The 20,362-nt window shown below is 70.5% G+C and carries 20 protein-coding genes; 9 read left to right on the plus strand and 11 right to left on the minus strand.

Annotated features, from left to right (window positions below):
* Positions 1-122 precede the first annotated feature (122 nt).
* Together mqnP and ACFYY7_RS20145 are read right to left on the minus strand one after the other, a co-directional pair.
* Entirely contained in the window at positions 123-1,040 is a 918-nt protein-coding gene (gene mqnP / locus ACFYY7_RS20140) for a menaquinone biosynthesis prenyltransferase MqnP (RefSeq protein WP_388663104.1), read from the minus strand.
* Positions 1,037-2,494, minus strand: a complete 1,458-nt coding sequence (locus ACFYY7_RS20145; protein ID WP_266690267.1) for a menaquinone biosynthesis decarboxylase — start codon at positions 2,492-2,494, stop codon at positions 1,037-1,039. The genes mqnP and ACFYY7_RS20145 overlap by 4 nt, the downstream gene beginning before the upstream one ends.
* Before the next feature lie 192 nt (positions 2,495-2,686).
* Here ACFYY7_RS20145 and ACFYY7_RS20150 point away from each other — a divergent pair, with 192 nt between their 5' ends.
* The 4 genes from ACFYY7_RS20150 (at position 2,687) to ACFYY7_RS20165 (ending at position 7,323) form a co-directional block, all read left to right on the plus strand.
* Positions 2,687-3,082, plus strand: coding sequence for a PLD nuclease N-terminal domain-containing protein (locus ACFYY7_RS20150; RefSeq protein WP_388663106.1), 396 nt, complete (start codon positions 2,687-2,689; stop codon positions 3,080-3,082).
* A 26-nt stretch (positions 3,083-3,108) separates the two neighbouring features.
* Complete coding sequence (locus ACFYY7_RS20155; RefSeq protein ID WP_376307247.1) at positions 3,109-3,537, plus strand: nucleoside deaminase; 429 nt, start codon at positions 3,109-3,111, stop codon at positions 3,535-3,537.
* Between the two features lie 116 nt (positions 3,538-3,653).
* Entirely contained in the window at positions 3,654-5,768 is a 2,115-nt protein-coding gene (locus tag ACFYY7_RS20160; RefSeq protein ID WP_388663108.1) for a hypothetical protein, read from the plus strand.
* A complete protein-coding gene (locus ACFYY7_RS20165) occupies positions 5,761-7,323 on the plus strand; it encodes a hypothetical protein (protein WP_388663110.1) in 1,563 nt (520 codons plus the stop codon). The genes ACFYY7_RS20160 and ACFYY7_RS20165 overlap by 8 nt, the downstream gene beginning before the upstream one ends.
* A 4-nt stretch (positions 7,324-7,327) precedes the next feature.
* Here ACFYY7_RS20165 and ACFYY7_RS20170 read toward each other — a convergent pair whose 3' ends face one another.
* The 8 genes from ACFYY7_RS20170 to hemL all read right to left on the minus strand — a co-directional run bounded on the left by ACFYY7_RS20170 (position 7,328) and on the right by hemL (position 15,891).
* Positions 7,328-7,855, minus strand: coding sequence for a hypothetical protein (locus ACFYY7_RS20170; RefSeq protein WP_388663112.1), 528 nt, complete (start codon positions 7,853-7,855; stop codon positions 7,328-7,330).
* Positions 7,856-7,907: 52 nt separating this feature from the next.
* Positions 7,908-9,002, minus strand: coding sequence for a c-type cytochrome biogenesis protein CcsB (ccsB, locus tag ACFYY7_RS20175; protein ID WP_388663114.1), 1,095 nt, complete (start codon positions 9,000-9,002; stop codon positions 7,908-7,910).
* Positions 8,999-10,807, minus strand: coding sequence for a cytochrome c biogenesis protein ResB (locus ACFYY7_RS20180; protein WP_388663116.1), 1,809 nt, complete (start codon positions 10,805-10,807; stop codon positions 8,999-9,001). Before ACFYY7_RS20180 ends, ccsB begins: the two co-directional genes overlap by 4 nt.
* A 5-nt stretch (positions 10,808-10,812) precedes the next feature.
* Positions 10,813-11,571 carry a cytochrome c biogenesis CcdA family protein gene (locus ACFYY7_RS20185; RefSeq protein WP_388663118.1) on the minus strand — a complete coding sequence of 253 codons (759 nt, stop codon included), beginning with the start codon at positions 11,569-11,571 and terminating at the stop codon, positions 10,813-10,815.
* A 4-nt stretch (positions 11,572-11,575) separates the two neighbouring features.
* On the minus strand, positions 11,576-12,187 hold the full coding sequence (locus tag ACFYY7_RS20190; RefSeq protein ID WP_388663120.1) for a TlpA family protein disulfide reductase: 612 nt from the start codon (positions 12,185-12,187) through the stop codon (positions 11,576-11,578).
* A 67-nt stretch (positions 12,188-12,254) separates the two neighbouring features.
* Entirely contained in the window at positions 12,255-13,514 is a 1,260-nt protein-coding gene (locus ACFYY7_RS20195) for a hypothetical protein (RefSeq protein WP_388663122.1), read from the minus strand.
* Between the two features lie 347 nt (positions 13,515-13,861).
* Positions 13,862-14,578: a histidine phosphatase family protein gene (locus tag ACFYY7_RS20200; protein ID WP_388663124.1), complete on the minus strand. Its 717-nt coding sequence runs from the start codon at positions 14,576-14,578 to the stop codon at positions 13,862-13,864.
* Positions 14,575-15,891 carry a glutamate-1-semialdehyde 2,1-aminomutase gene (gene hemL, locus ACFYY7_RS20205; RefSeq protein ID WP_388663125.1) on the minus strand — a complete coding sequence of 439 codons (1,317 nt, stop codon included), beginning with the start codon at positions 15,889-15,891 and terminating at the stop codon, positions 14,575-14,577. Before hemL ends, ACFYY7_RS20200 begins: the two co-directional genes overlap by 4 nt.
* A 118-nt stretch (positions 15,892-16,009) precedes the next feature.
* Between hemL and ACFYY7_RS20210 the strand changes: the two genes are divergently transcribed.
* Both ACFYY7_RS20210 and ACFYY7_RS20215 read left to right on the plus strand, forming a co-directional pair.
* Positions 16,010-16,183 (plus strand): hypothetical protein, encoded by a 174-nt coding sequence (locus ACFYY7_RS20210; RefSeq protein ID WP_266732040.1) that lies wholly within the window; start codon positions 16,010-16,012, stop codon positions 16,181-16,183.
* Entirely contained in the window at positions 16,180-16,611 is a 432-nt protein-coding gene (locus ACFYY7_RS20215; protein ID WP_388663245.1) for a hypothetical protein, read from the plus strand. The genes ACFYY7_RS20210 and ACFYY7_RS20215 overlap by 4 nt, the downstream gene beginning before the upstream one ends.
* Positions 16,612-16,774: 163 nt before the next feature.
* Here ACFYY7_RS20215 and ACFYY7_RS20220 read toward each other — a convergent pair whose 3' ends face one another.
* Complete coding sequence (locus tag ACFYY7_RS20220; RefSeq protein WP_388663127.1) at positions 16,775-17,332, minus strand: NADPH-dependent FMN reductase; 558 nt, start codon at positions 17,330-17,332, stop codon at positions 16,775-16,777.
* Positions 17,333-17,490: 158 nt separating this feature from the next.
* Here ACFYY7_RS20220 and ACFYY7_RS20225 point away from each other — a divergent pair, with 158 nt between their 5' ends.
* The 3 genes from ACFYY7_RS20225 (at position 17,491) to ACFYY7_RS20235 (ending at position 20,338) form a co-directional block, all read left to right on the plus strand.
* The gene (locus ACFYY7_RS20225) at positions 17,491-18,147 is read left to right on the plus strand and encodes a TetR/AcrR family transcriptional regulator (RefSeq protein WP_388663129.1); all 657 of its coding nucleotides are present in this window, start codon (positions 17,491-17,493) and stop codon (positions 18,145-18,147) included.
* A 169-nt stretch (positions 18,148-18,316) separates the two neighbouring features.
* Complete coding sequence (locus ACFYY7_RS20230) at positions 18,317-19,330, plus strand: Acg family FMN-binding oxidoreductase (RefSeq protein WP_388663131.1); 1,014 nt, start codon at positions 18,317-18,319, stop codon at positions 19,328-19,330.
* Positions 19,331-19,393: 63 nt separating this feature from the next.
* Positions 19,394-20,338 (plus strand): universal stress protein, encoded by a 945-nt coding sequence (locus tag ACFYY7_RS20235; protein ID WP_388663133.1) that lies wholly within the window; start codon positions 19,394-19,396, stop codon positions 20,336-20,338.
* Positions 20,339-20,362: the final 24 nt, after the last annotated feature.

Here is a 20,362-nt window from a genome sequence, read left to right on the forward strand (position 1 = left end):
AAGAGCCACCTGGCCGGGCAACGCGTTCCGCCCGGCCACCCCCTAATACATCCCTAAGACATCCCTGTTACACACGCGGACGGACACGCCCGGACACGCCGCCCGACAGACACAGAACCGGCTCAGACCGTCAGACCCCGCACCAGCAGATCCAGCAGCGCGCAGGCGAAGAGCGCGATCCCGATGAACCCGTTGACCGAGAAGAACGCCCGGTTCAGCCGGGACAGATCGTGCGGCCGCACCACCCGGTGCTCGTACACGAACGCGACGGCGACGATCGCCATGCCGATCCAGTAGAAGAGCCCGGCCTCGGTGGCCAGCCCGAACCAGACCAGCAGCCCGGTCGTCACCACGTGGCAGACCCGCGCGCCCCACAGCGCGGCCGGGATGCCGAAGCGGGCCGGCACCGAGCGCACCCCGTGCGCCCGGTCCGCCTGGACGTCCTGGCAGCCGAAGATCAGGTCGAAGCCGCCGATCCAGATCCCCACCGCGAGACCGAGGATCACCGCGTCCCACGACCAGCTGCCGGTCACCGCCAGCCAGGCGCCGATGGGCCCTATGGCCTGGGCGATGCCGAGGATGGCGTGCGGGTAGTGGGTGAACCGCTTCCCGTACGGATAGACGACCATCGGCACGACGGCGATCGGTGCGAGCGCCAGACAGAGCGGGTTCAGCAGCGCGGCCGCGCCGAGGAAGAGGACGACGGCGACGAGCGCCCCCGTCCACGCCGACTTCACCGAGACCGCCCCGGTGACCAGCTCCCGGCTCGCGGTGCGCGGGTTACGGGCGTCGATCTCCCGGTCGATGATCCGGTTGCAGGCCATCGCGAAGGTCCGCAGCCCCACCATCGCGACGGTGACGAGCAGCAGCGTGACCCAGTCGATGGACCCGTCCGCCTGGAACATCGCGGTCAGGGCGGCGATGTACGCGAAGGGCAGCGCGAAGACCGAGTGCTCGATCATCACGAGCCGCAGGAACGCCTTGACCTTGCTGTTCGGCTGTACGGGCTCTGAGCCCAGTGCTGCTTCGGCGGCGCTCACAGTCCGTATTCCTTCCACCGGCGGTCGACCTTCGCCGCCGTCTCAGGGTCGGACTCGACCATGTCCGGCCAGCCCCCGTCCCGGGTGTAGCCCTCCTCGGGCCACTTCTTCGTCGCGTCGATGCCCGCCTTGCCGCCCCAGAACTGCTGGTAGGAGGCGTGGTCGAGGTGGTCGACCGGCCCCTCGGTGACGGTCAGGTCCCGCGCGTAGTCCGTGTTGCCGAGCGCCCGCCAGGCCACCTCGTGCAGATCGTGGACGTCGCAGTCGGAGTCCACCACCACGATCAGCTTGGTCAGCGACATCATGTGCGCGCCCCAGATCGCGCTCATCACCTTCTGGGCGTGCTTCGGGTACTTCTTGTCGATCGAGACGATCGCACAGTTGTGGAAGCCGCCCGCCTCGGGCAGGTGGTAGTCCACGATGTCCGGCACGATGATCTTGAGGAGCGGCAGGAAGAACCGCTCGGTGGCCCGCCCCAGCGGCCCGTCCTCGGTCGGCGGGCGGCCGACCACGATCGACTGGAGCAGCGGACGCTTCCGCATCGTCACGCAGTCGATGGTCAGCGCGGGGAACGGTTCCTGCGGCGTGTAGAAGCCGGTGTGGTCGCCGAACGGTCCCTCGGGAAGCATCTCCCCGGGCTCCAGCCACCCCTCGATGACGACCTCGGCCTGCGCCGGGACCTGGAGCGGCACGGTCTTGCAGTCGACCATCTCGATCCGCTTGCCCTGGATGAACCCGGCGAAGAGGTACTCGTCGATGTCCCCCGGCAGCGGCGCGGTGGAGGCGTACGTCACCGCGGGCGGCGCGCCGAACGCGATGGCGACCGGCAGCCGCTCGCCCCGCTTGGCGGCGACCTGGTAGTGGTTGCGGCTGTCCTTGTGGATCTGCCAGTGCATCCCGATGGTGCGCTTGTCGTGCCGCTGGAGCCGGTACAGCCCCAGGTTCCGTACGCCGGTCTCCGGGTGCTTGGTGTGGGTGAGCCCCAGGTTGAAGAAGGAGCCGCCGTCCTCGGGCCAGGTGAAGAGCGCGGGCAGTCGGTCCAGGTCCACGTCGTCGCCGGTGAGGACGACCTCCTGCACCGGGGCGCTCTCCTGCTTCACCTTCTTCGGCGGCACGTGCACCATCGAGCCGAGCTTGCCGAAGGCCTCCCGCACCCCGACGAAGCCGTGCGGCAGCTCCGGCTTGAGGAGCCCGCCGATCTTGTCGCTGATGTCGGCGTACGACTTCAGGCCGAGCGCCTTGAGCAGCCGCTTGTCGGTCCCGAAAACGTTCATGGCCAGGGGCATCGAGGACCCCTTGACGTTCTCGAAGAGCAGCGCGGGGCCGCCCGCCTTGTTCACCCGGTCGACGATCTCGCCGACCTCCAGGTAGGGGTCGACCTCAGCCTTGATGCGCTTGAGCTCGCCCTCGCGCTCCAGGGCCCGGAGGAGGGAGCGAAGATCGTCGTAAGCCATGCCGCCCAGTTTGTCATCACCGTCGGCGATCACCAGGGGGACCCCACCCGGGCCGGTCCGCGACCCGGTCGCCCCCGCGTCCCGCGGCCGGTTCACCCAGCTCGCCGTGATATGTCACAGCCACCGGTTACCCTGGGCCCGAACCGGGGCGGGACAAGCCCCGCCAACTCTCCGCAGGGGGACCTTTCCATCATGTTCCGGGCCCTGATCTATCTCCTGCCTCTGGCGCTGACGATCTACGCGTTCATCGACTGCCTGAACACCCCCGAGGACGAGGCCAAGCACCTTCCGAAGATCGCCTGGGTCTTCATCATCCTGCTGTTCTGGATCGTCGGCCCGATCGTCTGGCTCGCCGCGGGCAAGATGCGCCACGCGCCCGCCGCGGGCCGTACGCCCTCCGAATGGCACCGCAACCACCGCTCGCAGTGGGTGGCGCCGGACGACAATCCGGAGTTCCTGAAGGCACTGAAGGACGAGAACAAGAAGGACGAGTCGCTCCTCAAGGACTGGGAGGCGGACCTGCGCCGCCGCGAGGAGGAGCTGAAGCGCCGTGAGAACGGCGAGAGCCCCAGCGCCTCCGGCGAGTAGCTCCCACGGCCGTGAACGACGCGGACATGCTCGCCACCGCCCTCGCCGAGGCCCGCACGGGTCTCGCCGAGGGCGGCGTCCCTGTTGGCGCCGCCCTGTACGGAGCGGACGGCGCCCTGCTCGGCCGTGGCCACAACCGCCGTGTCCAGGACGGCGATCCGTCCCTGCACGCGGAGACCGCGGCCTTCCGCGCGGCCGGGCGGCAGCGCTCCTACCGCGGCACGACGATGGTGACGACGCTCTCCCCGTGCTGGTACTGCAGCGGCCTCGTGCGGCAGTTCGGGATCTCGCGGGTGGTGATCGGCGAGGCGCGGACGTTCAGCGGCGGGCACGACTGGCTGGCCCGGCACGGGGTGGAGATCGTGCTGCTCGACGACGCCGAATGCGTCGCGCTCATGCGGGAGTTCGTACGCGAGCACCCCGAGCTCTGGAACGAGGACATCGGCGCCGGCTGATCCGCCGCCGCGCGGCCGGTGATCGTTCGAAAATCCTCTCTCCCCTCCAACAGCCGGGCGATACCCTGGTGTTGACGGTGTGACAGATCGGCTCGATCGTCGACGCTGGGGGTGTTGTGGAGAGAGAGCTGTACGGGCGCGAGGCGATTTTCGGCAACGACGGACTCGCGGCGCGCCTGACCGGACTCACTCCGTACGGCTCCGCCCGGGTCGGCTACGAGCACCGTGACGATCTCCCGGTCGCCGTGCTGACCGGCGGGCGCGGCATGGGCAAGACGGCCGTCCTCAAGCAGCTGCGCCATCTGTACCGGGAGATCACCCCGGTCGCCCTGGTCGACTGCGAGGCCGTCGTGGCCCCCGAGGACGCGGGCCCCGGCTGGACCCCGGTCACCGGGGCGCTGCCGGAGCTCGCCACCCAGCTGACGGCGAAGGTGCGCGCCGCCCGTCCGGTGCAGTTCCCCCGGCTGAGCCTCGGGCTGGTGGCGGTCGCCTCCATCTCCTGGACCCGTGAGGACGAGACCCGGGCGCGGCGGGATCTCCAGTCGCTCGGCCCGATGCTGGCGACCGTGGACGGCCGCGGGGACGCGGCGACCGGCTGGGTCACCAAGGTGCTGACGAAGCTGGCCGCCAGCGCCTTCGACTCGGTGGCCCCGATGGCCGGGATGGTCGCGGAGGCCACGGTCGAGACGGTCCTGGAGGAATCGTTCAACCGATTCCAGCGGCGTTCGGCCGACTGGTACGGAAGCTATCCGCACGCGGGCGGCAACGGCCGGACCGGGCTGCGGCAACTGGCGGTCGACTTCGAGCGCGGCGGCGATCTGCGCCGCCGGGCCGAGGACCATCTGGTGCTCGCGCTCGCCGCCGACCTGGTCGCGGCATACGGGGGCCTGGCCTGGGGCGCCCGCCGGGGCCGCCCGGTGCTGCTCGTCGACAACGCGCACACCCCGCTGGGCCGGCAGCTGGTGGAACCGCTGCTGCGGCAGCGGGCCGCCGGGGTGCTCGACCGGATCGCGGTGTTCGCCTCCTCCCGGGTCCGGGACCACGAGGGGCTGAGCCATGCGGTGCGGCGGCGGCTGCCGGAGGTGGCGCACGGCTCGCACTGGTCCAGGGGCACGGGGGTGACGGCCGGGATCCTGGCCGTGGAGCTGACCCCGCTCACCCCGGAGCAGGTGCGCTCGGCGTTCGACCGGCACGACCGGGCGAGCCGTGTCCCGGCCGGGCTGGCCCGTGGTGTGCACCGGCTGACGGACGGGCGTCCGCTGGCGGTCGAGCTGCTGGCGCTGGCGGCGGGCGAAGCGCCGGAGCCCGCCTCGCTGGTACCGGGCTCGCTGCTGGACCGCACGGTGGAGGTGCGCGAGGACCGGGCACCCGCCCAGGTCGCCGAGGAACTGCTGGCGCGGCTGCTGCCCGGCCCCGGGCAGCGGCTGGACTTCCTCGCCGTGCTGGCCGCCGCGCACGGCGAGGAGTCGGCGCGGCTGCTCGCGGAGAGCCGGCTGGGCCGGGGGTCGCCGGACGGGGACGTGGCCCTGCGGATGCGCGACGCGCTGCGGGCGGACGACTGGCCGGTCGGGCCCGGCCACTTCGTCGCCGATCCGCTGCTGCGCGCCCTGCTGCTGCACCGCCTGCGGTTCCAGGACGGTGACCATCCCTCGTACGCGGTGTGGCACGCGGTGCACGTCTCGCTGCGCGGGGCGTACGGGCCCGGCGGCCGCCGCCCCAGCGTCCCGCATCTGCTGCACCAGAAGCTGGTGCTGGGCGACGCGGAGGCGTGCGTGGGGCATCTGCGGCTGCGGTTCGACGGGCCGGACGTGACGGAGTGGCTCGAATCGCTGCGCTTCATCGCCTCGGCACCGTACCCCCGCGTCCGGGGACACACCGGCCCCGATCCGCGGCGCGCGGTCGCGCTCGGCCGGGCCGACAACGCGGCGCCGAGGGGGCTCGAACCGGCGGTCGCGGAGCTCCATGTACTGCTGCGCCGGCTGCTGCACGGCATCTGGCTGCTGTCCGATCCACTGGCCCTGCCGGACGAAGAGGTGATCGACAAGATGGCGCACGAACTGCGACAACTGTCCGGCCGTCATCCGACGGGCAACAGCGTGCTGTGGGACGCTGCGACGCACTGGCCGCGGGACATCAGGGCCTGGCGTCCGCTGTCCATGCCTCCGGGAAAGCCGGAGGCGGACGGCGGCGGGCAGCGGCGACAGCGGGGGAACGGCGGCCCGGATGCGTAATCCACTGCGTTACCGCCTCTGGTACACGACACGGCAGAAGGTCGTCACCTCGGTGCTGGCCGGTGCCCTGGTGATCACGTCCGGCTGGTACGGCATCGGCCGGCTGACCGCCCCCGAGGACCGTTCCTGCGCGAAGGGGGTCGAACGGCCGCAGGGCAGCGACGAGTGCGTCGGCGTCTCCGGCAACGGCTACGACTTCGGGCGGTCGAAGCTGACCGAGGTCGCCTCGGCCATCGCCCGCGAGAACGCCACCCTGAAGTCCGGCCGGTACGCGACGATCGCGCTGCTGCTGCCGCTGACGTCGACGGACGCGGCGATGCAGACGAAGATGCAGCGGGAGCTGCAGGGCGCGTTCGCCGCGCAGTACCGGGCCAACCGCCTCTCCAACGAGCAGGTGCCGAAGATCCGGCTGGTGCTCGCCAACACCGGGAAGAACAACCTGCTGTGGCGGCCGGCGGTGGACCGGCTGAAGACGATGACCGGGGCCCCGGACAACCTGCGGGCCGTCTCGGGCGTCGCCACCAGCAGTACCCAGATCAAGTCGGCGGTCAAGGAGCTGACCGCCGCGCACATCGCGGTCGTCGGCACCACGATCACGGCCGACGACATCGCCAACGGCCCGAAGGGCGACCCGTTCCCCGGCCTGGCACGGGTCTCGCCGACCAACCGGGACGAGGCGCGCGCCCTGGCCCACTTCGGGCAGGTCAAGGCGGCCAAGGCGCTGCTGGTGCAGGACACCCGTACCGGGGACCACTACACGGACACCCTGCGGGCGGCCTTCACCGAGCTGGTGAAGGGCACCCGGTACCAGCCGGAGCTGTTCACCTCGCGCGGCGACCCCAACGACGAGGGCACCACGGCCAACACCTTCCAGCAGATCACCCACCTGATCTGCGACACGGACGCGGAGACGGTGTTCTTCGCGGGACGCCACGTCCAGCTGCGGCAGTTCATCAACGCGCTCGGGGCCCGCGGCTGCCAGAGCCGCGCGATCACGGTCCTGACCGGCGACGAGGGCTCGTACCTCGGCAGCGACCAGAAGCTCGACCGGAGCGCGCTGCGCCGGAAGGTGACCGTCCGCTACGCCTCGCTGGCGCATCCGGACACCTGGGCGGCCGGGCGGAAGGGCGGGAGCGCGACGGGCGGTTCCCCGGCGGACTACCGGGCCTTCCTGGACCTGCTGGCCACGGTGTCGAAGGAGCCGGCCGGCCCGATCGGCCCGACGGACCACCAGGCCCTGACCGACGGCCAGGTCATCGTCGCGCACGACGCGATGACCCTGGCGGTGCACGCCGTCCGGCAGGCGACCCCGAAGGACGCGCGGCTGCCGCTCCTCGCGGACGTGGGCGAGCAGTGGCCGCGGGTGAAGAGCTCGCTGAAGGTGTCGGGGGCCGGTGGCTGGATCTGCCTGGACAACCACGGCAACCCGTACAACAAGGCGGTTCCGGTGGTGGAGCTGGCGCCCGAGGACGCCCGTCAGCGGTTCGTGGCGATCGCCTGGCCGGAGGGCGGGCCACCGGACCCGAAGTGCCTGCCGCCGTCCTCGGCGCCGTGACCGGTCACGGCTCGGCCGCCACGTACTCCTCACGCAGCCCGGCCCACCGGAGCGGGGTCCACTTCGACCAGTCGGCGGGGTATCCGTCGAGCGCGTCCACGAGGTAGCCGAAGTGGTCGTGCCAGCCGGCCAGACAGTCCAGGCGCAGTTCGTCGTCGCCCCGGAACTCGTTGGTGAACCGCAGCAGCACATGGTCGCCGCGCGGTGGCTCCAGGTGGAAGCGGATGCGGCCGTGGAGCCCTTCGAGGGTGTACTCGGCGACCCGTTCGACGTCCCAGGCGGTGACGGTGCCGGAGGCGACCGTGGCCTGCCCGTCCTGGCCGGTGTTGAGCCAGCGGAGCGTGATCGCCCCGCCGATGCGCGGCTCGAAGGGGTCGGCTGCGGCGAGCCAGCCGACCAGCCCCCCGGAACTGGCAACGGCTGCCCACACCCGCGGAACGGGGTGGGGCAGCCGTAGCGTGAACCTCAGAGTGTGCAGGTCACCGTGGGTCTCGCTGGTTCCGGGCTCGATGACCTCGGTAGCGTCGGTCATGGTTCCAGCGTGGCCCTCGGGTGCGGGATCCGCACCCGTACGGGGGAACGGGTCAGACGCCGGCGTAGGAGTGCTTGCCGGTGACGAAGATGTTCACTCCGTAGTAGTTGAAGATCCAGCAGCCGAAGGCGATCAGCGCCAGGTAGGCGGCCTTGCGGCCCTTCCAGCCGGCGGTGGCGCGGGCGTGCAGGTAGCAGGCGTACGCGACCCAGGTGATGAAGGACCAGACCTCCTTGGGGTCCCAGCCCCAGTAGCGGCCCCAGGCGTCGCCCGCCCAGATGGCGCCCGCGATGATCGTGAACGTCCACAGCGGGAAGACGGCGGCGTTGATGCGGTACGAGAACTTGTCGAGCGAGGCGGCCGAGGGCAGCCGGGAGAGCACGGAATGCGCGAACGCACCCGGCTCGCCCCCGTTGGCGATCTTGTTCTCGTAGCTGTCGCGGAAGAGGTACATCAGCGTGCCGACGCCGCCGAGGAAGAACACGGCGCCGCAGATGATGGCGGTGGAGACGTGGATCCACAGCCAGTACGAGTGCAGCGCGGGCACCAGCTGGTCGCTGTCGGTGTAGAGCCACGTGGTCGCGATGCCGAGGTCCAGCAGGACGGTGGTGACCAGGAGCAGCCCCATCCAGCGGACGTTCTTCTTCAGCGCGAGGAGGACCAGGTACGCGCCGACCGCCACCGTGGAGAAGGTGATGGAGAACTCGTACATGTTGCCCCAGGGGGCACGCTGCACGGACATCGCGCGGGCGATGACCCCGCTGGCCTCCACGAGGAAGGCGAGCACGGTCATGGAGACCGCCATCCGCCCGTAGAGGTCGCCCTTGAACGTGCCGCCGGCCGCGCCGGGCCCGTCCGGTACGTCGCGGGAACCGGCCGCCGCGCGCGTGATGATCTTCGGGCGGTCCATCACGGCGGTGCCGCCGCCCTGCTGCGCGACCTGCACCTTCACCGAGCCCGCGGCGCCCGCGCCCTCGGCCCCGGCCTCGGTCAGCGCGGCGGCGGTGCGGCCGACCTTGCTGCGGCTGCCGAACACCCATTCAGCGATGTGGGCGAAGAAGGCCAGGGTGTAGACGGCCATCGACGAATAGATCAGCACATTGCTGGTGTGCGCCAGGTTCTCGTTGGTTGCGGCGGCGAGATTCACTTCTCAGCCCCTTCGGCAGGTTCTTCGGAGGATTCTTCGACGGAGTCGGAATCGGAGTCGGAGTCGGAGTCGGGTTCGGGGGATGAATCGGACCCGGTGCCGGACTCGATTCCGGGCTCGGCGTCCGGCTCGGGGGGTGCCGATTCGATGAGCGTGCCCGCGAGGTCGGCCAGCTCCTCGGGAAGCTTCGCGGACTCGCTGCGGCCGAGACCCGCCATTTCGACGACCGTGACACCGTCCGCACCGCGTACCGCCCGCACCCAGACCCGGCGCCGCTGGATGAACAGCGAGCCCGCGAGTCCGGCGATGGCGGCGACGGCCCCGGTGAGCGCCCACCCGCTGGCCGGCTGCTCCGTGATCTGGAAGCTGGCCCACTCCTGGACGCCTTCGAAGGTGATGGAGCCCGCGCCGTCGGGGAGCTTCATCGTCTCGCCGACCAGCATCCGCTGCTTGAGCTGCTTGCCGTCGGCGTCCTTGAACTCCGTCATCTTGGACTTGTCCAGCTGGTACACGTTCTGCGCCAGCCCGGAGTCGGGGCCGAGGTAGCCGTGGAAGCCGTTGAGTGCCAGTACGGGCATGTCGGCGGCCGGGAACTGCGAGAACATCGTGCCCTTGCCGTTGCCCGCGAAGGTCGGCACGAAGAACGCCTGGAAGCCCAGCTGGGTCTTCTCGCCGTTCTTGTCGCGGTAGCCGTCGAAGACCTTGATCGCACCGGACGAGGTGACGTTGTTGTCGATGGGCAGCAGCGGCACCGCGCTCCGGTAGACCTCCTTGCCCTTGCCGTCCTTGACGGAGACGATCGGCGCGTAGCCGTGCGCGTTGAGGTAGACCTTGGTGCCGTCGATGACGAGGGGCTCGTTGACCCTGATGACGGTCTTCTGCGACTTGCCGTACGCGCCCTTCTCGTACGTCACATGGGCCTCGTAGGTCCTGGGCGTACCTCGCTGGGGGCCGCTGCGCTCGTACGTGCCGACGAAGTTGTCGAGCTTGAAGCTGAACGGGGCGAACGAGTCGGTGTCGAAGAGCGAACCGGACTTGAAGTCGTCGTACTGGGTGAGCGTGTTGGAGAAGCCGTCGCCCTCGACGACCAGCTTGCCGCCCTCGGACTTGTAGAGCTGTCCGACGGCGAACGCCACCAGCATCACGATCAGGGCGATGTGGAAGACCAGGTTCCCGGCCTCGCGCAGATATCCCTTCTCCGCGGCGACCGCGTCGCCCACGGTGTGCGCGCGGTAGCGCCGCTTGCGCATCATCGCGAGCGCGGCCTCGCGGACCTGCTCGGGCTCGGCCCCGGTGCGCCAGGTGGTGTACGCGGGCAGCCTGGTCAGGCGCTTGGGGGCGCCCGGCGGGCGGCTGCGCAGCTGGCCGATGAACTGGCCGGTGCGCGGCACGATGCAGCCGATGAGCGAGATGAACAGCAGGATGTAGATCGCGGAGAACCAGACCGAGCTGTAGACGTCGAAGAACTGGAGCTTCTCGTAGATCGGCGAGACGGTGGTGTGGGCCTTCTTGAAGGTCTCCACCTTCAGCTCGTCCACGCTGTTCTGCGGGATCAGCGAACCGGGGATGGCGCCGAGCGACAGCAGGAAGAGCAGGATCAGCGCGACCCGCATCGAGGTGAGCTGCCGCCAGAACCAGCGGGCCCAGCCGATGACGCCCATGGCCGGCAGCCCGGCCGAGCTCTCCTCGCTCGGGGCGGTGGAGAGCTGGGAGCCCGCCGCGCCCAGTTCGGAGACGTTCTCCTGCTCCCGCTCGTCCCGGGCCTCCCGCTCCGGGGCGGAGGGGTTGGACTTGGTGTTGCTCATGGAACTCAGATCCCCACCGTGAAGCCGTTGGACCAGACCTGCAATTGCTGCATCATCGTGCCCCATGCGCCGGTCAGCAGGAGGAGACCGGTCACGATCATCATGCCGCCGCCGATGCGCATGACCCATGCGTAGTGGCGCTTGACCCAGCCGAACGCGCCGAGCGCCTTGCGGAAGGCGACGGCGGCGAGCACGAAGGGGACGCCGAGGCCGAGGCAGTACGCGACGGTCAGTATCGCCCCGCGCCCGGCGGTGCCCTGGTCCACCGCGAGGATGCTCACCGAACTGAGAGTGGGGCCCAGGCACGGGGTCCAGCCGATCCCGAAGAGGGCACCCAGCACGGGCGCGCCCGCCAGCCCGGTCACCGGCCTCTTGTGGATACGGAACTCACGCTGGGTCATCCAGGGCATCAGACCCATGAAGAAGATCCCCATCAGGATCATCAGCACGCCGAGGACCTTGGTGAGCACCTCGCTGTGCGCCTGGAGGGTCTGGCCGAAGAAGCCGAAGAGCGCGCCGCCGGAGACGAACACGGCGGTGAAGCCGAGCACGAAGAGCGAGGCGCCCGCGACCATGCGCCCTCGCCTGGCCTGCGCCAGGTCCGTGCCGCTGACCCCAGTGACGTAACTGAGGTAACCGGGCACGAGCGGCAGAACACACGGCGAGAAGAACGAGACGAGCCCGGCGAGCACGGCCAGGGGCAGGGCGACCAGCAGGGCCCCGCTCCTCACGATCTCGTTCTGGGCGACGGCGAGGGCGATCACCTGATCACTTCTCCGCGATCAGCGGGTCGATCATCTTGTGCAGCTGCTCGGAGTCGAGCGCGGCCAGCGAACGGGCGGCGATCTTCCCGTCCCGGTCCAGGACCACGGTCGACGGAATGGCCTGCGGGTTCAGCGTGCCCTTGGGGAAGCGGAGCATGAGCTTGCCGGTCGGGTCGAAGAGGCTCGGGTACGGGACTCCGTAGTCCTTCTCGAAACTCACCGCGGGGCCCTTCTGGGGGTCCCGGGTGTTGATCCCGACGAACTGGACGTCCTTGTCCTTCATCTCCCTCGCGACCCGCGAGAAGTACTGGGCCTCAAGACGGCAGGGCCCGCACCACGAGCCCCACATGTTCAGCACGACGACCTTGCCCTTGTAGTCGGCGACGTCGAGCTGCTTGCCGTCGAGGGTCTCGCCGTCCAGCTTCGGGGCGGCCTTGCGGTCGCCCTTGTCCACGGTGGAAATGCCGCCACTGCCCGTGACGAAGTTCGTGTTGCCACCGCCGCCGGCCTTGTTGCCGTCCCCGCCGCACGCGGTCAGCGTGAGGGCGAGGGCGGCGACCGCAGCAGGGGCGGCGAGCAGGGTGAAGCGGCGTCGAGGTGCGCGGCCATAGCTCATGTGAAAAGTTTCGCATGGCGGTTCCGGCGATCTCGGGCACCCCCCTCGGTGCCCGTAAAGCCCGTTGTCAGGCTTGTTTAAAGAAGGTGTTCCAGCCGCCTTCGGGCGACTGTCCGACCTCCAGTGTGCGGAGCTTGTCGAGTACGGCCGGGGTCTGGACGTCGAGCCAGTCGACGAACTGCCGGAAGGAGACGAGGCGCACATCCGGCTTCCCCGCGATTCTCTTCAGCACTTCCTCGACGGCGTCCATGTAGATGCCGCCGTTCCACTCCTCGAAGTGGTTTCCGATGTAGAAGGGTGCGCGATTCGAGGAGTACGCGCGGTTGAAACCGGCGAGGTACGACTGGGTGGCCTGCTCGCGCCATTCGGGATACCGCGAGGGCATGCCCTTGGTCGAATTCAGCGACTGGTTGGCGAGGATGTTGTAGTCCATCGAGAGGACCTCGAAGGTGTGCCCCGGGAACGGCATGGCCTGGAGCGGCAGGTCCCAGACGCCGTCCCGCCGCTTGGGCCAGACCTGGGTGCCGCCGGGCGAGCTGGCGTCGTAGCGCCAGCCGAGTTTGCTCGCCGTCGGCAGCAGATTCTCCTGGCCGAGCAGGCAGGGGGCGCGGCCGCCGACCAGTTCCTTGCGGTAGTCGAAAGGCAGCGGGTCGAGGTCGCTCCAGCCGGTGTTCGTGCGCCATTCGGTGACGAACGAGACCGCCTGATCGATTTCGTTCCGCCACTGCTCGGACGACCAGTTCGCGACCGATCCGGAGCCGCTGCAGAAATGCCCGTTGAAGTGGGTGCCGATCTCGTGCCCGTCGAGCCAGGCCTGCCGGACGTTCTTCAGCGTCTCCTTGATGTGGGCATCGGTGAGATAACCGATGTCGGAAGCACCGACGGGGTTGTTGGGCGGCCGGTACATGGACTTCTTCGACTCGGGCAGCAGATAGAGCCCCGACAGGAAGAAGGTCATCGCCGCGTCGTGATCCTTGGCGAGTTCCAGAAAGCGCGGGAAGAGCCCGTTGCCGACCTCGCCCGCCCCGTCCCAGGAGAAGATCACGAACTGCGGCGGGGTCTCGCCGGGTTCGAGCGGCACCGGCTTGGCGGGCTGGTGCGGCTGCTTTCCGGTGTCGGCGGTGGAACCGTCCCCGATCTCCCGCACGTCCTTCTTCGCGGGCCCGGTTCCGCGAGTGTTCCCGTCGGACCCCTTCTCCCCCGTGGTTCCCGACCGGCTCGTGCCGGAAGAGCCGGAAGAGCCGAAGGTGCCGCAGCCTGCCACCCCGACGGCGGCGGCAGCTCCAAGCCCGGCTCCGAGCAGACCCCTTCGGCTGATGTCGCGCATGATTACCCCATCTGCGGTCGTTTTGCCTTAAGTCCATACAAACTGGCGATGGGTTAGATGGCGTAATCAACGCAGGGGTTCCGCCGATTAACACACAATTCTTTGCGTGACCAGACCCCAGTCATGATCGAACGCATGACCTAGCAGGCGGGACGAGACAGGGCGGGAGCAGTGCTCGACCGCCTTCGCGGTCCGCGACGGCGAACCGCAAACGAATCGCCGGACGGGTGAAAATCAGCCCGTCCGGCGATTGAGGACAAAACATCGACCAAGAACAAACCGGCATCCGGCGACCGGGCCCGGGACCCCCGCATCCCGCCCCGCCCCCGCCGGCCCATGTGGGCCGGCTACGCGCCGAACGCCTTCGACTTCCCCTTCACCGGCTTCGCCCCGGCCAGCAGATGCGCCGGCACCAGGTCCCGCGCCGGCTCCGAGTACCCGACCGACACGATCTTGTCGCCCTGGTACGTGAAGCTGGTCAGCGAGGCGAGGGTGCACTGCCGCTTGCGCGGGTCGTGCCACAGCCGCCGCCGCTCGACGAAGCTGCGCACGATCCAGATCGGCAGCTGGTGGCTGACGCACACCGCCTCGTGGCCGCGGGCCGCGTCGCGCGCCGCGTCCAGCGCGCCCATCATCCGTACGACCTGCTCGATGTACGGCTCGCCCCACGACGGGCGGAACGGGTTCGTCAGGTGCTTCCAGTTGTCCGGCTTGCGCAGCGCGCCGTCGCCGACGCCGAAGGTCTTGCCCTCGAAGACGTTGGCCGCCTCGATGAGCCGCCCGTCGGTGGCCAGGTCCAGGCCGTGCGTCTTGGCGATCGGGGTGGCCGTCTCCTGGGCGCGCTCCAGCGGCGAGGCGACGACATGGGTGATGTCGCGTCCGGCCAGGTGCTCGGCGACCCGGTCGGCCATCTGCCGGCCGAGCTCGGAGAGGTGGTAGCCGGGGCGGCGCCCGTAGAGCACGCCCTCCGGGTTGTGCACCTCGCCGTGCCGCATCAGATGGACGACGGTGATGTCCTTGCCCTTGCGGCTCCGCTCTTCCTCGTGGCTTCCGTTCTCGCTCATGCGGTGGCCTCCGAGGCGGCGCGGGCGGCGGCGGGCAGGGCGGCGGCGATGCGCTCGACGGCCTGCGTGTCATGGGCGGTGGAGACGAACCAGGACTCGAAGGCCGACGGCGGCAGGTAGACGCCCTGCGACAGCAGGGAGTGGAAGAAGGCGGTGAAGCGGAAAGCTTCCTGCTGCTTGGCGTCCTCGTAGTTCCGCACCGGGCGGTCGGTGAAGAAGACGGAGAACATGTTGCTCGCCGCCTGCACGGTGTGCGCCACGCCCTCCTTGGCCAGCGCCTCGCTGACCAGGCCGCGGATCTCCGCGGAGACCGCGTCCACCTTGGCGTACGCCGCGTCGTCGAGCAGCCGCAGCTGGGCGAGACCGGCGGCGGTGGCGATCGGGTTCCCGGAGAGGGTGCCCGCCTGGTAGACGGGACCGGCCGGGGCAAGGTGGGCCATCACGTCCGCACGCCCGCCGAAGGCCGCGGCCGGGAAACCGCCGCCCATGACCTTGCCGAAGGTCATCAGGTCGGGCCGCACCCCGTCGACGCCGAACCAGCCGGCCTTCGACGTACGGAACCCGGTCATGACCTCGTCGGAGATGTAAAGCGCACCGTTCGCGGCGCACAGCTCCTTGAGCCCGGCGTTGAAACCGTCCAGCGGCGGCACGACGCCCATGTTGCCCGGCGATGCCTCGGTGATCACACAGGCGATCTCGCCGGGGTGCGCGGCGAACGCCTCGCGGACGGCCTCCAGGTCGTTGTACGGCAGCACGATCGTGTCGCCGGCCTGCGCACCGGTGACCCCCGGGGTGTCCGGGAGGCCGAAGGTCGCGACCCCGGAACCGGCGGCGGCGAGCAGCGCGTCGACGTGGCCGTGGTAGCAGCCGGCGAACTTCACCACCTTGGCCCGGCCGGTGAATCCGCGGGCGAGGCGGATCGCGGACATGGTCGCCTCGGTGCCGGACGACACCAGCCGCACCTGCTCCACGGGCTCGACCCGGGCCACGATCTCCTCGGCGAGCGCGACCTCGCCCTCACCGGGCGTACCGAACGAGGTGCCGCGGGCGACGGCCTCCTGGACTGCGGCGATGACCTCCGGGTGGGAGTGGCCGAGGATCATCGGCCCCCACGAGCACACGAGGTCGACGTACTCACGGCCGTCGGCGTCGGTGAGGTACGGGCCGCTGCCGGACACCATGAAGCGGGGCGTACCGCCCACGGCCCGGAAGGCACGTACGGGAGAGTTCACGCCGCCGGGCGTCACGAGGGACGCGCGGTCGAAAAGCGTCTGCGAAACTGGGGCGTCATAGGGAAAGCTCACACAAGCCATGGTGTCAGAGCCACGGACGGTCTTGCGGACAGGTGTTTCACCGCACGCCCGTGGGGGAGGTCACTGACACGATGATCGGGTTGCGCGGCGGGGGCTGTGTCTCCTAAGTAGTAGTCGGGTGGATGAGATATGCATCGCGGTGGCGGAGTGGGCGAAGGGACCGACGACCTGGGGCCCGAGCCTGCCCGGCGGGGTCGGCACCGGCGTGATGCGGAGCGCGAGCAAGGCATACGGGCCGGTGGGGCGCAGCATGGCGAAGCCGGAAGCAGGAGTGGTGGCCGGGTGGGGGTGACCTACAAGTACTTCGGTGCCCCCGACGGGGCCACCGCGGCACGCGTGCCTATTTCGATGCGCCCCGAGGAGCTCGGCGGTGACGAGCTGGGCATGGGCGGCATGTTCACCAAGATCAAGCCGGAGACGGTGGCGGCGATGGTCCTCACCGGAATTCAGGGCGTACCCCTGCACAGGGTCCCGCCGCTCGAACTGGTGGTGCTGCACCCCGACTACGCGGTGGTCAAGCTTCCGATGACGGTCGTCGACCCGCTGCGCGGCGTCGGCGAGGAGTCGGTGGGTGCCGCGGCGTTCATCTGGTCCACGGTCCCGGACCGCGGCGGCCCGCGCGACGCGTTCAACGTCTATCAACTCCTGCACGAGTGGCAGGACTTCTCGCACCGGCTGCACGACGCGGGGCATCAGGCGTATTGCCTGGTCTGGCCCTGAACCGGGGGCCGTGCCGTACGGGGCCGGCGCCCGGCAACGAGGCGGTGGCCCGGGGGTGAGGAAGCGCGCCCCCTGGCCGGAACAGCACTGCGCGCGGCTGCGGGGTGGCGTCCTCGCCCACCCCGCGGCCGCGCGCGGATGAATCAGAGCTGAAACAGAAAGGTCAGGCAGCCACGGAAGCGGCCGAACGCACCTTGCCGATCACGTCGGCGAGGGCGGTGACGACCTCGGCGTCGTCGGCCGGGTGGGTCTCCGCGAAGCGCGTCACGGAGCCGGGGATGGACAGCTTGACGTCCTCCAGGACCGTGGCACCCGCGATGCCGGCGGACTTGCGGGCGTCGTCCTGCGCCCAGACGCCGCCGTACTGACCGAAGGCGGTGCCGACCACGGCGACCGGCTTGCCGGAGATGGCGCCGACGCCGAACGGGCGGGACAGCCAGTCGATGGCGTTCTTCAGGACGGCCGGCATGGTGCCGTTGTACTCGGGCGAGAAGAGCAGGAACGCGTCGGCGTTCGCCGCCGTCTCACGCAGCCGGGCGGCAGCGGCCGGGACGCTTCCCTCGACGTCGATGTCCTCGTTGTAGAAGGGCACCTCGGCCAGGCCCTCGTACAGCTCGATCTCGGCGCCCTCAGGGGCGTGCTTGGCGGCGGCTTCGGCGAGCTGGCGGTTGTGCGAACCGGCGCGGAGGCTGCCGACGAGCGCGAGGATGCGTACAGACATGGGTAACTCCCGGGAGGCGGAGAGGCAGGTACATCGGATACGTCGAATACGTCGAGTACATCGAATGAGCCGTATCAAGCGGACCGCGGTCCGTTTAAAGTTGTACCACCTAAACGGACCGCGGTCCACTTGTCACTTCCGGGCGTTACGCTGACGACATGACCGACTCCGCCACCCCTCCGACGCCGAGGCTGCCCGAACCAGGAGAAGCACGGACACATCTCCCGCTCGCCCCGATCGACGAACCCCCGCAGCTGCGGGCGGACGCGGCACGCAACCGCACTCTCCTGCTGGACGCCGCTTCCCGGCTCCTGACCGGATGCGGGGCGGCGGATCTGACCATGGAGTCGGTGGCCGCCGCGGCGGGGGTGGGCAAGGGAACCGTCTTCCGGCGCTTCGGCGACCGGGCCGGGCTCCTGCTCGCGCTCCTGGACCACCGGGAGAAGCAGCTCCAGGCCGCCTTCCTCTCCGGCCCGCCGCCACTGGGCCCGGACGCCCCCGCAGCGGAGCGGCTGCACGCCTTCGGGCCCGCCGTCCTGCGCCACGAACGCGACAACCACCCGCTGATCCTGGCCAGCCGGACGGACCCGCTGCGCAACTACACCGTCCCGGCGCTCCGTCTGCGCCTCAACCACCTCGCGATGCTGCTGCGGCAGGCGAAGGTGCCCGGCGATCCGGAGCTGCTCGCGCACACGCTGCTGGCCTCCATCGACGCCGCCCTCGTCCACCACCTCACCATCGAGCGCGGCATGCCGGTGGAGCGCCTGGAGGAGGCCTGGCACCACCTGGTCACCCGCCTGGGGGCAACCGTCTGAGGAGGGCAGCCGCCTGCGGCCGCTCCGGGGCAGATGCCCGATCCCGGGCTCCTCGACCACGGTCCCCGCCCGGCGAGACCCCGGAAACCCGGACCGTCTCCCGTACCGTCCCGGCGGCACTTGATACATGCTGGAAAGACATCGACAGTTCCCGATCCGCGGGGGTCAGATGTCCGCCCAGACGCTCACCGACACGGTGGTGACCGACCTCGTCGCCGACGCCACCACCGCACCGTCCATGCACAACGCCCAGCCCTGGCTCTTCCGGTACTCACGCGGCGACCGGACTCTCGCCCTCCGGGCCGATTTCGAGCGCGCGCTGCCGGCGGCCGACCCCTCCGCCCGCGCCCTGCACGTGGGCTGCGGCGCGGCCCTGCTGAACCTGCGGGTGTCCGCCGCCCACCACGGCCTGGCCGCGGCCACCACGTTGCTGCCCGCCCCGTCGGATCCGGCGTTCCTGGCAGCCGTACGGCTCGACGCCGCCCTCGGCAGCCGCCCCGGCACCCCGAGCGATCGGGCCGACGAAGCGCTCCGCGCCCTCCACCCCGCGATCGCGGAGCGGCACACCAGCCGCTACCCGTTCGACGAGCAGCCGATCCCCGACGACGTCCGCGCACGCCTCGTGGGCGCGGCCCGTACCGAGGGCGCGGACCTCACATTCCTCGTCCCGCCCCATCTGGAGACCGTGCTCGACCTGATCCGGGACGCCGAGGGATACGACCGGGGCGACCCGGCGCGAGAGGCCGAGCAGGAGCACTGGGCCAGGTTCACCAAGACCGACGCACCGGACGACGGCATCCCCGACTACGCCTTCGGCCCGCGCGACGCCTCCGAGCAAGCGATCAACCGCGACTTCGCCGGCACCCGCGCCCCCGACGGCCGGGCCCGCGTCCTGTTCGAGCGGCGGCCGCAGCTGGCCCTGCTGAGCACCGAGAACGACCGCCCGGCGGACTGGCTCCGCGCCGGTCAGGCGCTGGAGCGCGTCCTGCTCGCCGCCACGCTGGACGCGGTGTCCACCTCGTTCGCGACCCAGCCCATCGAATGGCCGGACCTGCGCTGGGTCCTGCGCGACCCGCTGCACGGCACGGGACACCCCCAGATGATCATCCGCCTGGGTTACGGGCCCACCGGGCCGCGGACACCGCGCCGCCGCCTGGACCGGGTGCTGACGATCGAGCCGTAGGGACGGTCGACGCACCGTGGAGGCGATCGGAGCGACGCGGAAGCGGGAAAGGCGGTGGGAGCGATGAGGCTCCCGGTGGTCGTCGGGGTGGACGGCTCGGAGGGCAGCCTGCGAGCCCTGGACTGGGCCGCGGCGGAAGCGGCCCGCATCCGGCTCCCCCTGCGCGTCGTCCATGCGTCGCTGTGGGAGCACTACGAGGGCCTGCGGCCCCCCGCCGACCCCGAGGTCCCCGGCGAACAGCTCCTCGCCGAGCATCTGGTCGCCTCGGCCCGGGACCGGGTGCGGGATCTCAGTCCCGAGGTGAGCGTGGTGGCCGACGTGCAGCCCGAGGACCCGGTGGCCACCCTCGTACGGGAGAGCCACAAGGCCTCGCTCGTCGTCCTGGGCTCCCGGGGCCGGGGCCGGATCGCCGGAATGCTCCTGGGGTCCGTGGGGCTGGCGCTGGCCGGCCGGTCGCACTGCCCGGTCGTGGTGATTCCGGCGCGGCAGCCCGGCACACCGGCGACACCCGGGAGCGTCGTCGTCGGCATCAGCGACGCCACCGGTCCGTCGGCCGCCGCCGTCTTCGCCCTGGCCCAGGCCGCGTCGCGGCACGGCGAGCTCACCGCCGTACGCGCCTGGCGCCGCCCCGCGCACGCGCTCCTCAGCCACCCGCCGCTCCCCGGCTCCTCCTCATCCGCCTACCGCCGCCAGGCCGAGGAACACCTCGAAGAGGTCCTGAAGGCCCTGGAAACCCTGGAGGCGCGGAAACAGCAGGACAGCCAGGACACGCAGGACAGCCAGGGGGCCCATGACGACGGCTCCGGATCCGTCGTCATCCACCGGTCGGTGGCGCAGGGACCGGCGCACCAAGTGCTGATCGAAGCCGCCGAGACCGCGGAGCTCCTGGTTGTCGGCGCCCGGCGGGCCAGCGTATGGCACGGACTCCAACTGGGCCCGGTCAACCACGCGGTGCTGCACTACTCGCCCTGCCCCGTCGCCGTCGTCCCGGACACATACCAGGGCTGAGGGCGCCGACCGGGCGCCCGTCGG

This window comes from Streptomyces sp. NPDC001933, assembly GCF_042890955.1.
Classification (GTDB): Bacteria; Actinomycetota; Actinomycetes; order Streptomycetales; family Streptomycetaceae; genus Streptomyces.